The organism is Thalassotalea sp. PP2-459 (assembly GCF_001913705.1).
GTDB classification, from domain to species: Bacteria; Pseudomonadota; Gammaproteobacteria; order Enterobacterales; family Alteromonadaceae; genus Thalassotalea_C; species Thalassotalea_C hakodatensis.
This window is the reverse complement of sequence record NZ_MKQD01000043.1, coordinates 56,761-72,301: the sequence shown is the minus strand read 5'-3', so window position 1 is coordinate 72,301 and position 15,541 is coordinate 56,761. Positions and strand designations below refer to the sequence as shown.

17 protein-coding genes are annotated in these 15,541 nt (G+C 38.8%); 7 read left to right on the top strand and 10 right to left on the bottom strand.

The genetic code is table 11. The annotated features are described in order from the left end of the window. Positions 1-4 precede the first annotated feature (4 nt). Positions 5-1,057 carry a sugar phosphate isomerase/epimerase gene (locus tag BI291_RS10140; RefSeq protein WP_074498642.1) on the bottom strand — a complete coding sequence of 351 codons (1,053 nt, stop codon included), beginning with the start codon at positions 1,055-1,057 and terminating at the stop codon, positions 5-7. 12 nt (positions 1,058-1,069) lie between these two features. After that, the gene (locus tag BI291_RS10135; RefSeq protein WP_074498641.1) at positions 1,070-2,230 is read right to left on the bottom strand and encodes a Gfo/Idh/MocA family protein; all 1,161 of its coding nucleotides are present in this window, start codon (positions 2,228-2,230) and stop codon (positions 1,070-1,072) included. A gap of 145 nt (positions 2,231-2,375) precedes the next feature. Here BI291_RS10135 and BI291_RS10130 point away from each other — a divergent pair, with 145 nt between their 5' ends. Further along, positions 2,376-3,101, top strand: coding sequence for an AraC family transcriptional regulator (locus BI291_RS10130; RefSeq protein ID WP_074498640.1), 726 nt, complete (start codon positions 2,376-2,378; stop codon positions 3,099-3,101). 51 nt (positions 3,102-3,152) lie between these two features. On the opposite strand, the gene BI291_RS10125 is transcribed toward BI291_RS10130, so the two are convergent. Together BI291_RS10125 and BI291_RS10120 are read right to left on the bottom strand one after the other, a co-directional pair. Then, entirely contained in the window at positions 3,153-3,485 is a 333-nt protein-coding gene (locus BI291_RS10125; protein WP_083602000.1) for a hypothetical protein, read from the bottom strand. A 231-nt stretch (positions 3,486-3,716) separates the two neighbouring features. Further along, entirely contained in the window at positions 3,717-4,037 is a 321-nt protein-coding gene (locus BI291_RS10120) for a hypothetical protein (RefSeq protein ID WP_074498639.1), read from the bottom strand. A 357-nt stretch (positions 4,038-4,394) separates the two neighbouring features. On the opposite strand from BI291_RS10120, the gene BI291_RS10115 reads away from it, so the two are divergent. The 3 genes from BI291_RS10115 to BI291_RS10105 all read left to right on the top strand — a co-directional run bounded on the left by BI291_RS10115 (position 4,395) and on the right by BI291_RS10105 (position 7,763). Further along, positions 4,395-5,828, top strand: coding sequence for an ATP-binding protein (locus BI291_RS10115; protein ID WP_074498638.1), 1,434 nt, complete (start codon positions 4,395-4,397; stop codon positions 5,826-5,828). A 133-nt stretch (positions 5,829-5,961) separates the two neighbouring features. After that, positions 5,962-6,378 (top strand): hypothetical protein, encoded by a 417-nt coding sequence (locus BI291_RS10110; protein WP_074498637.1) that lies wholly within the window; start codon positions 5,962-5,964, stop codon positions 6,376-6,378. Beyond that, positions 6,378-7,763: a sigma 54-interacting transcriptional regulator gene (locus BI291_RS10105; protein ID WP_074498636.1), complete on the top strand. Its 1,386-nt coding sequence runs from the start codon at positions 6,378-6,380 to the stop codon at positions 7,761-7,763. Before BI291_RS10110 ends, BI291_RS10105 begins: the two co-directional genes overlap by 1 nt. A gap of 37 nt (positions 7,764-7,800) precedes the next feature. On the opposite strand, the gene zapE is transcribed toward BI291_RS10105, so the two are convergent. Continuing rightward, complete coding sequence (gene zapE / locus BI291_RS10100; protein ID WP_074498635.1) at positions 7,801-8,916, bottom strand: cell division protein ZapE; 1,116 nt, start codon at positions 8,914-8,916, stop codon at positions 7,801-7,803. 159 nt (positions 8,917-9,075) lie between these two features. Between zapE and BI291_RS10095 the strand changes: the two genes are divergently transcribed. From BI291_RS10095 to BI291_RS10085, 3 genes are all read left to right on the top strand, one after another. Then, positions 9,076-9,540, top strand: coding sequence for a DUF1043 family protein (locus BI291_RS10095; RefSeq protein WP_074498634.1), 465 nt, complete (start codon positions 9,076-9,078; stop codon positions 9,538-9,540). A 124-nt stretch (positions 9,541-9,664) separates the two neighbouring features. Next, the gene (locus BI291_RS10090; protein ID WP_074498633.1) at positions 9,665-11,020 is read left to right on the top strand and encodes a DegQ family serine endoprotease; all 1,356 of its coding nucleotides are present in this window, start codon (positions 9,665-9,667) and stop codon (positions 11,018-11,020) included. Positions 11,021-11,162: 142 nt separating this feature from the next. After that, positions 11,163-12,224 (top strand): trypsin-like peptidase domain-containing protein, encoded by a 1,062-nt coding sequence (locus BI291_RS10085; RefSeq protein ID WP_083601999.1) that lies wholly within the window; start codon positions 11,163-11,165, stop codon positions 12,222-12,224. Between the two features lie 222 nt (positions 12,225-12,446). Here BI291_RS10085 and murA read toward each other — a convergent pair whose 3' ends face one another. The 5 genes from murA to mlaD are packed head-to-tail and all read right to left on the bottom strand — an operon-like array spanning position 12,447 to position 15,523. Next, complete coding sequence (gene murA, locus BI291_RS10080; protein ID WP_074498632.1) at positions 12,447-13,709, bottom strand: UDP-N-acetylglucosamine 1-carboxyvinyltransferase; 1,263 nt, start codon at positions 13,707-13,709, stop codon at positions 12,447-12,449. Between the two features lie 21 nt (positions 13,710-13,730). Then, positions 13,731-13,988 (bottom strand): BolA family protein, encoded by a 258-nt coding sequence (locus tag BI291_RS10075; protein ID WP_074498631.1) that lies wholly within the window; start codon positions 13,986-13,988, stop codon positions 13,731-13,733. 39 nt (positions 13,989-14,027) lie between these two features. Next, positions 14,028-14,324, bottom strand: coding sequence for a lipid asymmetry maintenance protein MlaB (locus tag BI291_RS10070; protein ID WP_074498630.1), 297 nt, complete (start codon positions 14,322-14,324; stop codon positions 14,028-14,030). A gap of 9 nt (positions 14,325-14,333) precedes the next feature. Next, positions 14,334-15,032, bottom strand: coding sequence for a phospholipid-binding protein MlaC (locus tag BI291_RS10065; protein WP_254849559.1), 699 nt, complete (start codon positions 15,030-15,032; stop codon positions 14,334-14,336). 20 nt (positions 15,033-15,052) lie between these two features. Beyond that, positions 15,053-15,523, bottom strand: coding sequence for an outer membrane lipid asymmetry maintenance protein MlaD (gene mlaD / locus BI291_RS10060; protein WP_074498628.1), 471 nt, complete (start codon positions 15,521-15,523; stop codon positions 15,053-15,055). Between the last annotated feature and the right edge of the window lie 18 nt (positions 15,524-15,541).

The window sequence follows — 15,541 nt, the reverse complement described above, 5'->3', positions numbered from 1 at the left end:
TTCCTTATAAACCTAAAATTTTTCTGTTTAATGTCTCATCTTGACCGCTTGCAGCAAAGTCATCAAAGGCATGTTCAGGTGTACGAATTAAGTGTTTTTCGATAAACGGTGCGCCTTCACGAGCACCATCTACGGGATGCTTTAAACAACACTCCCATTCAAGCACTGCCCAACCTTGAAAGCCATATTGAGTTAATTTACTGAAAATTTGCGCAAAATCGATTTCACCATCACCTAAAGAACGAAAGCGACCAGGGCGCTCTTGCCAGTTTTGATAGCCACCATATACACCGCTTCGCCCATTCGGTCTAAATTCTGCATCTTTTACATGAAAGGCTTTTATTCGTTCATGGTAAATATCAATAAAGGCTAAATAATCTAATTGCTGTAAAACAAAGTGGCTTGGATCATAAAGAATGTTTGCCCGTGGATGGTGGTTTGTTGCCGCAAGGAAACGCTCGAAAGTCACGCCGTCGTGTAAATCTTCTCCTGGGTGTAACTCAAAGCAAAGATCAACACCAGCCTCTTCATAGGCATCTAAAATGGGTAGCCAACGTTTAGCAAGCTCTGCAAAACCGTCTTCAACAAGGCCTGCTGGTCGTTGTGGCCATGGGTAAACTGTTTGCCATAACAGTGCGCCTGAAAATGTAGCATGTGCGGTTAAACCTAATCGTTGACTCACTTTCGCCGCCATTTTAACTTGGTTTATTGCCCATTCAGTACGAGCTTTAGGATCATGACGAACCTCTTCAACTGCAAAAGCATCAAATTGCGCATCATAAGCAGGATGAACGGCAACTAACTGACCTTGGAGGTGCGTTGAAAGCTCACTAATCGTCAGCCCAGCTTTCCTTACAATCGCGTTAACTTCATCGCAATAGCTTTCATTTTCATAGGCTTTTTCTAAATCAAATAAACGTTTATCCCAAGTAGGAATTTGTACCGCTTTGTATCCTAAACTAGCTGCCCATTCACAAATACTTTTTAAATCGTTAAACGGTGCCTCATCACTACAGAACTGTGCTAAAAATATGCCTGGCCCTTTGATTTGTGTCATAATTTTTCCTCTCTATTCTGTCGCAAGCGATAATTGATGCCATTTCATGTCTGACTGACTCGCGCGTACTGTATTTTCAATAAATGCCATTCCTCTTACAGCTTCTGTAATACCCGGTACATCATGAGTCTCGTTGCTAGCATCTTCGCCTCGCTGAAAAGCACGCACTTGACCAACAAAATTTTGGTAAACATTGGCAAACGCTTCTAAATAGCCTTCTGGATGACCAGCAGGTGTTCTCATTGCATTGAGAGCTTGGTCACACATTTCCCCAACACCAGCTCTTAACATTTGAGTAGGTTGGTCAGCTGATTTTAGCCACAAAGTATTCGGCTCCATTTGCCACCATTCAAGACTTTTTTTATCACCGTATATACGCAAACGTAAATTATTTTCTTCACCAATCGACACTTGGCTAGCAAGCAGCACCCCTTTTGCTCCATTTGAAAAGCGCAATAAAACCGTTCCGTCATCGTCAAGTTGTCGGTCGGCAACCGTGGTTTCAAGATCTGCGCATAATTGTGTAATATTTAAAGCAGACACGTATTCAACTAAATTGGCTGCATGTACGCCAATATCTCCCATACAACAACTTATACCCGATTTTTTAGGATCTAAACGCCAGCTGGCTTGTTTACTTGCTTCATCATCTTTTGATGCAAGCCAACCCTGGCTATATTCCACAACAATTTTTACTACCTTTCCTAACTCACCTGATGCAACAAGATGTTTAGCTTGCTTAACCATCGGGTAGCCATTGTATGTGTGTGTTAACCCATACAAGGTATTATGTTGCTCAAGCAATGATTGTAGCGCTAATGCTTCTGCTAAATCGAAGGTTGCCGGTTTATCTGATAACACATGAAATCCGTACTCTATCGCCAATTTTGCGACAGGAAAATGCAAATAATTAGGAGTAACAATAGCGACAAACTCCATGCGCTTTTCAGCGGGAAGCGCCGCCTCTTGTTCAAACATTTCTTGATAGCTTGCATAGCATCGCTGTTGAGCAATGTTTAAGTCTGCTCCTGATTGTTGACTACGTTCGGCATTACTACTAAACGCTCCACAAACAAGTTCAATGTTACCATCTAGAAATGCGGCCATACGATGTACAGCGCCAATAAAGGCACCTTGACCACCACCAACCATGCCCATACGTATTTTCTTCATTACTGGCCCAATTATTTAGAGGTTATCCACTTAATATAGGCTTACTGTACATAAAGTGTTATTAATAAATCGGTTTTTAATGCAACAAAATCGGCGAACGGTTATTATATTTTTCATGATTACAATTTTTAGCACTGGGTTATAAATGAGCGTTGATAGAACATTACTTGAACAAATAGAAACCTTACAGCTGATAAAAATGTTTGATTTATTACCCGATACGCTTTTTTGGATCAAAAATGAAAAACACCAATTTATCTATGCCAATAAAGCCTTCGTAGAACATCAACGGGTTAAGTCAATTGAGCAGGTGATAGGTAAAACCGATTACCATTTTGCGCCTGCGCATATCGCTAAACAATTTATTCGAGATGATGAGAAAATTTTGGCTGGCGAGCGAGTCACCGAAAGATTAGAAATGAATATGAATGTAGGGGGTCATATTGCTTGGTATAGTACAACAAAGCGCCCATTGTATAATAATCAAGGCAAGATTATTGGATCATACGGTATTACCAGACACTTAGAAAAACAAGCCATGGCATTAACCGGTTTAGAGGCGGTAAAAGTGCCTGTTGATTATATTAAAGAACATTTTGAACAGCCATTGACGATTGAAACATTAGCGCAGGTTGCCCATTTATCAGTCAGTGCGTTAGAGCGTAGGTTTAAAAAGTATTTAAAGAAAACACCCAAGCAATTTATTAATGATTTACGCTTAGAGCAAGCAAGAAGGTTATTGGTAGAGACTACAACGCCCATTGCGGAAGTTGCAGAAAAGGCTGGATTTAGCGATCACAGCTACTTTAGCAAAAAGTTTAAAGAGTTATTTGGCGAGCTTCCCTCTCAATTTAGAGATAACTATCAATAAATTGCTAAAAAATAACACCTGTTCTTATTAGTTACTTAACCTGATAATTAGTTACTTAACCAACTGAAACACATTAGCAGCCGCTGATTGATATTGAGGAATATCAACTTGAGCACTTACCATAGATGATTGTTTAAATCGGTCGAAATTAGCATGTTTAACCGATAACTGAGAACAAAATTCTTTGAAGGTTGAAAAATCATCTCGGGTAAACACTTCATTTTCTCTGCTAAGTAAACCATCAAAGTAGGCATTGTCACCGTTAACTGTCAGTGAGGCTATAGCACTATATGGGTCACCGTAGTTGTCAACACGTAACGCTCTTACGGCTTTGACTTCAAAGATCCAATTATTTAATTGAACATATCGCGGCATTGTTTTCATTATCATCGCCTTTTTACACACGAAAAAAAGCCGACTGAGAGTTGGGAAGACAGTCGACATAAACGGGGGAATCGTACATACCAAAACAACTGGTATAAGAGCTACTGATATTGATTTACATCACTCAGTTCGGCTGTGACCAATAAGCCTTACATTGATAAATCACGTTAACTTATCAGCAATAAAAGCAATAATCGGTAACCCCTAATTCCTTAGTTTTAAAGCTATTGTTTAGCTATTACCTTCATACTGTGCAAATTCACTTGCACTAATTGCTTGGTCGCTATTGGTGTCAATATCATCAAATGACGCTAACAAGCCAGTATCTAATACATTTTCTAGCTCTTTTTTACTTAATAAACCATTGCTATCATCATCATAATTCTTTAATAGCTGGTCAAAGGTCATTTGTTTATCAGTAGTAAGGTTTGCCACTTTTTCACCCTTATCCATGTTAGGTGCTGTTGGTTTTTCATTGGCATTAACGAGAAAAGCACCTGTGGTACAAAATGCTACAACTGCACATACCTTTTTTAAACTAACTGGTTTCATATTAAATTTTCCTTTTTGCTTTTGTTAATTAAAGAGTGTTGGGAATGTTCAGACTCACTAAAGCAGTAAGCGCGCCAACTTTTTAAGATACTGTTTTTATTGAGTTTATAAAATTAAAGCTGACAATAAACCCTAATATCTGTTGCCATTTGGCGACAGTATTGAAGGCTAAAAAATTTATTGAAGGAGATAAAGCAATTCAAGAGTAATTTTTTATTTTAAGATCAGTATCTTAAATATAATTTTGATTAATAAATTCACTGTCGCCATTTAAAGACAGTGTTGTATTCCCCACCTAATACCGTAAAAATACGTACTATTCATACTCTTTACTTGTTAACGGTTAGGCAACCTCATTTGAACTTAACACTACGCAATATTTCGATTAAGCATTTAACCATTTTTGGTTTTACCTCAGTGATTTTACCCTTGGTATTAACCTTACTTTATGGCAGTCAAAAACTGCACCAACTAGCCGAACAAAGTGCTTCTAGTATTTCAAGTGTTGCTGCCACAGTTGCAAATGACCGACAATTAAGTGCTTCATTAAATTTATTACAACGTACTGCCAGCCAATACATTGTATTAGAAGAAAAAGAATTGCTGGATCGTGTTTACCGCCAACAGCAACAAGTAAACAGAGTACTCAAGCAATATGAGCAACAAGCTTCTTCACGGGCAATTAACGAGTTATGCCAATCATTGCGACAAGAGGTCAATAAAACCATGTTGCAAATAACGGCGTTAGAAAGGCCTTCCTTAGACGATTTACAACAATACTTTAAAACCATGAATCATCTCAGTGCTCAGTTAGGTAATGAAAGTGAAGCGCTTATTCAGTTCCAAGTTAGCCGAGTACAATCAAGTGCAAACACGACTCAGAAAGTGCTGTTAAATAGCGTATTCATTATTCCTGTTACCATCATTATCGCCATTTTATTTTCGTTAATGATTTTAAAACCATTACAATCTTTACAGCGTAAAATTCAACGTTTAGAAACAGGTAAGTTTGATGATGAAATTCTTTTTTCTGGTGCGACCGAGGTTCAAAACATTGCAAAAGCCCTAGAAAGAATGCGCCAAAGATTACACACCTTAGAGCAACAAAAATCGAGCTTTATTCGTCATATATCCCATGAATTAAAAACACCACTTGCTGCAATACGTGAAGGTACAGAGCTACTCTATGACAACAGTTTAGGGCAACTTAACGACGGTCAATATGAAGTCACAGAAATTATGCGCAGTAATGTTAATCGATTACAAATGTTAATTGAAGGACTATTAGATTTTAATATTGTACTAGATTCAACGAGTTTACTTTCTGCCGCACCTGTTAATATTTCACTTCTTATTGAAGAATGTCTGGCCGCACGAAAGCTTGAACTTAATGGAAAAAACATTGAAACCGTGCTTAATATTGACGCCATTACTTTAACAACAAATAGTAAACAGTTATCAGTCATTTTTGATAATGTATTATCAAATGCAATTAAATATTCACCAAATAACGGTAAAATCTTTATTGATGTTTTTGAAGATGAACAGCAACTTATTTGTACTATAGCTGATCAAGGGCCTGGTATTACTTCTCCTGCTATCGAAAAAGTATTTGATGCATTCTACCAAGGGCCAGCACCAGAAAATGCACCAATCAAAAGCAGCGGTTTAGGGTTAACTATTGTAAAAGAATTATTAAAACGCTTAAATGGTACTATCGTGTTAAAAAACCATTCAAACAAACGTGGTTTAATTGCCATGATCAAACTTAACTTAACGGATAACCAATAACATGAACATGGAGAGCTTCCGCACCTTCGTTGCACCTAAGCAATATCGACTGAATAGTTATCTATTACTTTTTATATTAATGTGTGCGTTCAGTGGCTGTAAATTAACATCAGACAAGGCAGTTTCACCTACAATGAGTGAATATTACTTATGGTTAAAATCATTGCCCGTTGAAGCATTATCCGAAGAGTTTACGCGCATAAACAATAAGACTAACACTACACAATCACCATATAAAAACCATGCACAACTCGCTTTATTGTATGCCATACCAAAAGCCATTCAACACAATCCATACACAGCAAAAACCATTTTAAATCAAATAGATAAAAGACATTTTTCCGTGTTTGATTTAGCGTTTATTGAATTATTATCAGAACAATTAAATCAACAGATTATTGCATTAAATAAAAATGTGTTAAGCACGAAGGCACTAGAAGATATACAAAAAGAAAACGAGAACCTTAAAGAACAAGTCAATAAACTAACGACACAAATTAATCAGTTAAAGAGCATCGAAAGAGACATTCAACCACAAGAGCTAAATTAATGAGCAGTAACACCGAACAGCAAGAAAAGTTAAACGTATTAGTGGTTGATGATGACCCAAGTTTGTTGCGTCTAATTAGTATTCGATTAAGTGCCGCAGGTTATCACGTGCATGCTGCAGATAATGGAAAAAAAGCACTCAATATTGTTGATAGCCACCCCATTCAGTTAGTGATCAGTGATTTACGTATGGAAGGTATGGACGGTATGGCATTATTTGAAAAAATACGTGCGGTTCAACCAAGCCTTCCTGTGATTATTATGACGGCCCACGGCACTATTCCTGATGCGATTCATGCAACAAAACAAGGGGTGTTTAGCTTTTTAACCAAACCCTTTGAAAGCCAAGAACTTCTTGAAACAGCTAAGCAAGCACTTCATTTGCAACCACATGCTGATACTTTTACACAAGATGATAAATCGCAAATATGGCGGCAAAAAATTATTAGTCGTAGTGCGGTAATGGCAGCTTTACTGCAACAGGCAAAACAAGTTGCACAAAGTGATTTTAGCGTATTAATACACAGTGAAAGTGGAACCGGTAAAGAACTGCTAGCACAAGCCATTCACTTAGCAAGTGATCGTAAAGACAAAACGTTCACCGCGATAAACTGTGCTGCTATTCCTGAACAATTATTAGAGTCTGAGTTATTTGGCCACAAAAAAGGTGCCTTTACTGGCGCAGAACAAAACCATGTTGGCTTGTTTGAAGCATCTGATGGCGGCACGTTATTTTTGGATGAAGTTGGTGACATGCCAATGAATTTTCAAGTTAAGTTACTCAGGGCGCTGCAAGAAAGAGAAATTCGCCCAGTGGGCAGTACTAGCTCTGTAAGTGTTGATGTACGCATTATTGCCGCAACCCATCAAAACCTGCAGCAAGCGATTGCGAATAATGACTTTCGGGAAGATTTATATTATCGACTAAATGTTGTTGAGCTTGCCTTACCACCACTATCTGAACGAAGAGAAGATATCCCTTTACTTGCCAATCACTTTCTTAATAAAAGTAAAACCAGTACTAAACGAGAGATTAATGGCTTCACTAAAGAAGCCATAGAGGTACTTATTAGCGCTCCTTGGCCAGGCAATATCAGGCAACTACAAAATGTCATTGAACACAGTGTTGCACTTGCCACTGAACCGCTAATCAGTGATACGCTGATTCGTAATGCATTAAGAGATCGCACCTCACAGTTACCCTCATTTCAAGAAGCACGTGAACATTTTGAGCGAGATTACCTGTCAAAATTGTTAAAGATTACCGCAGGAAATGTTTCACAAGCGGCTCGTATTGCTCAACGTAATCGAACAGAATTTTATAAGCTACTCAAAAAGCATCAGTTAGACGCAGAGCAGTTTCGAGAAGATGTCGCCTCTGAATAAAGAGGCTATTAAAATTTGAGCTGAACTTGAAAGAACCTTAAGGAATGTGTTCAGACGCTAAATAATCGTGTGATTGCATTTCTTGTAGTCTGCTTAAGCAGCGTTTAAATTCAAACGTTAACCTTCCGTGACTATATAAGTTTTCCATTGCAACTTCAGCAGACATGATTAATTTTACTTTTCGTTCATAAAATTCATCGACCAATGCAATAAAGCGCCTTGCAGCATCATCACTATCTGCACTCATCTGCTTAACATTAGCAAGTAGTACCGAATGATACACTTTACTTATTTCCATGTAGTCACTTTGGCTTCGAGCTGATTCACAGAGCACAGAAAAATCAAAATGTACGACACCATCTGACGCTTCAATTGCATGTAATTGACGGTTATTGATATCGATAACGGTATTTGAACGCCCTTCTTCAACCGACAATTGAGTAAAATAATGATGAAGATTCTCCGTCGCTTTTTCATCAAGCGGATGGTGATAAATCTCAGCTTGTTCTAACGTACGCAAACGGTAATCTATACCGCTATCGACATTAACAACGTCACAATGCTGATTTATCAAAGCTATTGCAGGCAAAAAACGAGCTCGCTGCAAACCATTACGATATAACTCATCAGGTATGATATTCGAGGTTGCTACCAAGGTAACATGATGAGCAAACAACTCCTCAAATAATGTGCCTAAGATCATCGCGTCGGTAATATCCGAGACAAAAAATTCATCAAAACAAATAATACAGGTTTCATCAGCAAAGCGTTTCGCAATAATCTTTAATGGATCAGCTTGCCCTGATAACGTTTTTAATTCTTCATGTACTCGATGCATAAAACGATGAAAGTGCACGCGCATTTTATTATTAAAAGGCAAGCAATCATAAAACGTATCGACTAAATAGGTTTTTCCACGACCAACACCGCCCCAAAAATAAAGACCTTTTGCCCTTGTAGGCGCTGATTTTTCAATAACACGCTTCCACCTATTAAATACTTTTTTAAATCCTTTAACCGGTAAAGGCTTGTTTTGTAGGTCTTCAAATAAGCGTTGTAGGTGTTTTACCGCATTTTCTTGTGCTTGATCATATTGAAAGTCGTCTCTTTCGAGATCTTGTTTATACTTGTCTATAGGAGATAAATGTATCATGTAACGTTACGTGTTATTGATTGTTAACCAATGCTTGAAAAAAATAATTTAGTATACATATTAACTTTCAAATAATTTGGCTTTGTGTGTTAATCTCTATTTTCGCCAATTTTTTCCGTTATTACAATTTGTACGGCTTGTTAAATAAGGTTTTTAATTATGAATATTGTTGTGGGTATCATTATTTTTATCGTCGGCGCTATTGCAGGCATGCTTGCCAATAAATTTATGTCGGCTTCAAACAAAGAGAGTAAAAATCTCGCTGAGAAAGCAAGCGAAGCAGAAGCATCATTAGCACAATATAAACTCGATGTAGCAGAACACTTAGATGACTCTAAAAAGCTACTTGAACAGATGAATAATACTTGCCAAACGGCCATGCAACAAATGGAGCAAAGTACTAAGCTCCTTCAACAAGCCACAACCGCTGAAGAAATTGTTATGCCGTTCTTCGCCAAAGAAACGCAAGAACAACTCGCTCAAACAGTGGCGTTAAGACACGATCGCAATGAACGTGCAAAACAGGAAACTGTCACCGAAGCACCACTCGATTATTCTGGTACAGCAAGCGGCTTGTTTGCTGATCAGACACAAGCTGTTACAAATAGTGACATTGAAAAATAGGAACTTGCAGTTAAATCCTTAGTCAGTAGTCATACCACTTTGTATAACGAAATGAACATTAAAATATACAAGTGCTTTAAGTTAACGTATTAATATCAGTATGAAAGTAGGAGAGATCTCTGTTATGAAAAAAATATCTGTGCTGTTGAGTAGTATTTTACTTTCAGGTGGCGTTGCCATGGCAAGCCTACCCGCACACGCAAATTTACCATTATCCGTTGCTGGGCAACAAATACCTAGTTTAGCCCCCATGCTCGAAAATGTTACCCCTGCGGTAGTACTCATTTCGGTAAGAGGCACACAGGAAATAAAACAACGTGTACCTGATGCATTTAGATTTTTCTTTGGAAATCCTCGACAAACGCCGTCAAGGGAGCGCCCATTCCAAGGCTTAGGTTCTGGTGTAATTATCGATGCAGAAAAAGGCTATATTGTAACCAATTATCATGTGGTCAAAGAAGCCGACGAAATTCAAATCACGCTAAAGGATGGTCGTCAAATTGAAGCAACCAAAATGGGATCTGATGAAAACAGTGATATAGCATTATTACAAGTGGATACCGAAGATCTGACTGCAGTAAACATCGCTGACTCAGACAAATTACGAGTGGGTGATTTTGCCGTCGCTATAGGTAGTCCGTTCGGCTTAGGACAAACTGTTACATCAGGTATTATTAGTGCGTTAGGCAGAAGCGGTTTAAATGCTGACAACTTTGAAGACTTTATTCAAACAGATGCCGCCATCAATAGCGGTAACTCAGGTGGCGCTTTGATCAACCTTCGCGGTGAACTAATTGGTATTAATACAGCAATTATTGGCCCTAACGGCGGTAATGTCGGCATTGGTTTTGCCATACCAAGTAATATGGTTAAAAGTTTAGTCACACAGATTATTGAATTTGGTGAAGTTCGCAGAGGTGTTCTTGGCGTTGCCGGTAGAAGTGTAACAGGTGAATTTGCTAAGGCAATGGAGCTCGAAGAAGCACAAGGTGCGTTTGTTGAACAAGTTACTATCGATTCAGCCGCAGATGAAGCAGGTATTGAAGCGGGTGATGTCATCACAAAAGTTAATGGCAAAAAAATACGCTCATTTTCAGAATTACGCGGTAAAATTGGTGCTATTGGTGCAGGCAGTGAAGTTAAGCTAACTGTCATTAAAAGTAATGGCAAAGAAAAAACCTATTCCGTAGTGCTGAAAAAAGCTGACAGCCCTAATGTTGAACCCGCGTCAATTCATCGTATGCTTGAAGGTGCTGAGCTTGAAAATCATGACCAAGCTAAAGGTGTTTTAGTTTCAGATATTGAAGAAGATTCTCCTGCAAATATGATAGGTTTGCGCAAAGGCGATATTATTCGCGGTGTAAACCGCAGCCGTGTCAGTAACATTGGCGAACTTCGTGAATTACTTAAAGAAGGTGATGGTATCTCGCTCTTGCACATCATTCGAGGTAATTCAAACTTGTATATCCGTATACGTTAACTTTCCATTGATGATGTGATAAAACTGTTGCTAGTATTTTATACTAGCAACATCATACACAAAAAACGGCTCAATGATTGAGCCGTTTTTTATTGTTAACACATGTGTTAATCTTCTAAAAAAATAACCGTAAATTACGCCTTTGAAAATCTTAGACTCAATAAAATACGTACTTAACGCTATTAGCTATGGCGTTATTTTTGCTGTCGTCCTTTTAGTTATATATCCTGATTTAAGTGGTGAAGGTGACAACTGGTGGAGCTTTTTTCGCCCGCAAAAAACTTCCCCTGCTCCGCTCTCCTATGCAACGGCGGTTCAACGTGCTGGTCCTGCAGTTGTTAACTTGTATTCTGAAGAAATTCAAAACAGTGTTAATTATTTGCAAGCCCCACGCAGCGTAACGCGATTAGGCTCTGGAGTAATAATGGATCCTAATGGTTATATGCTTACCAATTATCATGTCGTGCAAAATGCCGCTCAAATTCGTGTTGATTTACAAAATGGCCAACGATTTCCTGCCACTATTATAGGTTATGACGTGTACACCGATTTAGCGGTATTAAAAATTGAGGCTAATAACCTTCCTGTGATCCCGCAAAATTTTGAACTTGAGGCATCGGCAGGCGACGTAGTGCTTGCAATAGGTAACCCATTAAACTTAGGTCAAACAATCACGCAAGGTATTATCAGTGCAACGGGTCGTACAGGCTTAAGCAATACAAATCATACTCAGTTTTTACAAATGGATGCTGCTATCAACGAAGGTAATTCAGGTGGTGCATTAGTTAACACCAATGGTGCTCTGGTTGGTATTAATTCGCGCTTATTCCGTGAAATCAATCCACAACTTGATATTCAAGGTATTTTCTTTGCGATCCCTTACCAACTGGCTTACAAAGTGATGCAACAAATTATTGATAATGGTCGAGTCATTCGAGGGTGGTTAGGGATAGACACACAAGTGTTTAGTCAAAACCCTCGCGGCTTTCTTATCAGTGGGATTGTTAAAAATAGTCCTGCCGACATTGCCAAACTTCGCGCAGGCGATATCGTCACTCAAATTGGCGACACACCTATTACATCTACTATTCAAGCACTTGATTTAGTAGCAGAAACAAGACCTGGCACTGAACTAATCTTTATTGTATATCGCGGTGAACAACAATTAAAAATACCCGTTACTATTTTAGAAAGTGAACAGTAAAGCTTATACCAATTCGCATAAAGATTAAGTCAGTTCAGAGCGATGTCAGAGGTGGGAGAATAAGCGAAACGTGTACAGGTATAGTTGTTCTACATCAAACACGTTTTGCGCAATTATCGCGCCTCTAACACGCTCCCAAAGGGCGAGTTGGTATTATTACGTGATTAGAGTTTTATAGAATGGGAAAACCACCTACATTACTAGGTGGTTTTAATTATGCTGTTAAGCGCATTGAACACGTGTGATATCAGCGCCCAATGCCTGCAATTTATCTTCAATTTTTTGATAACCACGATCGATATGATAAATTCGATCAACCTGCGTTTCTGTCGTTGCCACAAGGCCTGCAATCACTAAACTTGCAGAAGCTCTGAGGTCTGTCGCCATCACCTGAGCACCCGTTAAGGTCTTAACCCCCTTAGCAATAGCGGTATTTCCTTCTAAGGCGATATCTGCTCCCATACGCTGTAGTTCAGGTACATGCATAAAACGGTTTTCAAAAATGGTTTCAATCGTCGTTGATGTTCCCTCAGCGATAGCATTTAAAGCAACAAACTGAGCTTGCATATCAGTAGGAAACGCTGGGTGTGGTGCCGTACGAATATTCACAGCTTTAGGCCTTTCATTCATTGCTAAACAGATCCAATCGTCACCTGTTGTCACCGTTGCACCCGCTTCTTGTAACTTACTGATCACAGCATCAAGTGCGCTTGGGTCAGTGTTGGTGCAAGTAACGTTACCTTGTGTCACAGCAGCTGCAACTAAGAATGTGCCTGTTTCTATACGATCTGGCATCACTCGATACTGTTCACCCGCTAACCTAGCGACACCTTCAATGGTTAGCGTGTCACTGCCAGCACCAGATACATTTGCCCCCATTGCATTTAAACAGTTTGCTAAATCAACAATTTCAGGTTCGCGGGCAGCATTTTCGATGATGGTTTTACCGTCTGCTAATGCAGCTGCCATCATTAAATTTTCTGTACCTGTGACACTCACTGTATCCATGAAAATGGTGGCGCCTTTTAAGCGACCTTTGTTTTTCGCAATAATATAACCATTTTCTACGTCAATATCTGCTCCCATCAACTTCAACCCTTGAATGTGTAAGTTGACAGGGCGAGCACCAATAGCGCACCCGCCTGGTAAAGAAACTTCGGCATGACCAAAGCGCGCTAACAATGGTCCAAGTACTAGAATTGATGCGCGCATTGTTTTAACCAATTCATACGACGCTTTATAATTATGTATTTTAGATGCATCAATAGATACTTGATCTTCTGCTACCCACTGAATAACAGCACCTAAATCACGCAACAACTTTAACGTCGTGTTAATGTCATTTAACTTAGGAACATTACTGATTGTGATCGGGCGTTCTGATAATAAACAAGCCATCAAAATAGGTAGTGCTGCGTTTTTAGCACCTGAAATAGCTACTTCGCCATTAAGCGGATTACCGCCATTAATTTTAAATGCGTCCAAGGTATTCTTCTTAATTACTAATTACAGGGGTAAGTTAAACATTTTTTCACGTTGCCAGTCAGACGTTGTGAAGGTTTTTACCGTTACCGCGTGAATAGAGCCATCTTTAATCGCTTGTGATAAAGGAGCAAAGATCAACTGTTGGCGTTTTACTCGTGATAACTCTCCGATAAAATCAGCGACAGCGATTACCGTACATTGCGAGCCATCGAACTTAACGTGTAATTCGTCAAGCTCAACAGCATCATTAATTAATTTTTCAATTTCAGAAACTTCCACAAGGGTCTCCCATAAACAAAGTTACTGGGATTATAGGGCTTATTGAACTGGCAAGAAAGCCGAGACCGCACTTAATTTTGCTAATTTCACCAAGTCTTCAGGTAAATCAACAAGTTTAAGAGGTAAATCTGCTTTTTGAGCATTCTCGACCATCAATAATAACCATGCTAACCCCGCAGTATCTACAGCATCAACCTGTGATAAGTTAATGTGGGTAATGTTATTTGAAAGGTCGCGAGTAGATTGTCGCTCTATATTAGCAGTAATAAATTCACGTGTTAAATTGCCCTTGACCACCAGTTGATGTGCTTCTGGTAATATCTCTAATGTTTTCACGTAGTTTCCCTATTTAAAAACAATATCTTTAGCGGCTTTTTCTTTTAGCAATTCCGTTACGTGTGGTAACCCTTTTTGGCGGATCAAGCTACCAAGTTCAGCTTCTTTACTATCAAGCAAACTGATACCTTCTGCTACCATGTCATAGGCCTTCCATTCGTCAGAATCTCTGCTTTTTCGCGTGGAAAATGAAATATCGATAGGTTCTCTTCCCGGCTCTATCACTAACGTTTTAACAAATGCGATACGACCAGAGTTTGATAACCTAGCCTGTTCAAAGGTTACTTTTTGGTTATTATATAAAGTAAATACTTGTGCATAAGAGGTGATTAAATAATTAAGAAAAACAGGTACGAATTCATCACGCTCTGCTGCTGTCGTATTCTTAAAATTCTTAGCGCCAATCACTTTAAAAGCAGCATAACGATAGTCGATATACGGTACTAACTCTTCACGGACAATTTGTTTTAATAAGTTTGGATTTTTACGTATTTCCGTTTGTTCTCTAGCAAAGCGTTTAAAGGTGATATCAGCTACAGCTTTAATCATATCAAACGGATCAGCAGTATTAATAGTAGTAGAGCCGCTACCTTCATTTATATAAAAAGGCGTCTGAGATGTTGTTAACGCATCGTTATGGTCTGTTGCAAAAGCACTACTTGATGCCAAACATGCTGTAAGTAAAATTGCTGTGTGTTTAGATAACATTTTCATCTTTTCCCCAATCATTAATCACCATTCCCTTGGCCGAATAAAAACTGCCCTATCAATTCTTCTAATACTAAAGCGGGTTTAGTATCTTCTATGTAATCACCTTCTCTTAGTGTACCAACCGACTCATCAATAAAGCCAGGCAGCAAACCAATATACTGTTCGCCTAACAAACCAGCGGTTAAAATAGACACTGATGTTGCTTCTGAAAAGTTTTTAAATCGTGTATCGATTTCCAACGTAACTAAAGGCGTATAATCGTCAGAGTCTAAGCTTATTTCACTCACTCTACCGACAACAACACCACCCACCTTAATAGGCGAGCGTACTTTTAAACCACCAATATTATCAAATTTGGCGTAAAGCTTGTACGTTTCTCCGCCACCTGAAATACCGCTATCGGCTACTTTTAACGCTAGCATTAACAATGCAGCAATACCAATTACCGCAAATAGCCCAACAAAAACTTCTATTTTTTTTGACATCATGTCATCCACCCATTAAAC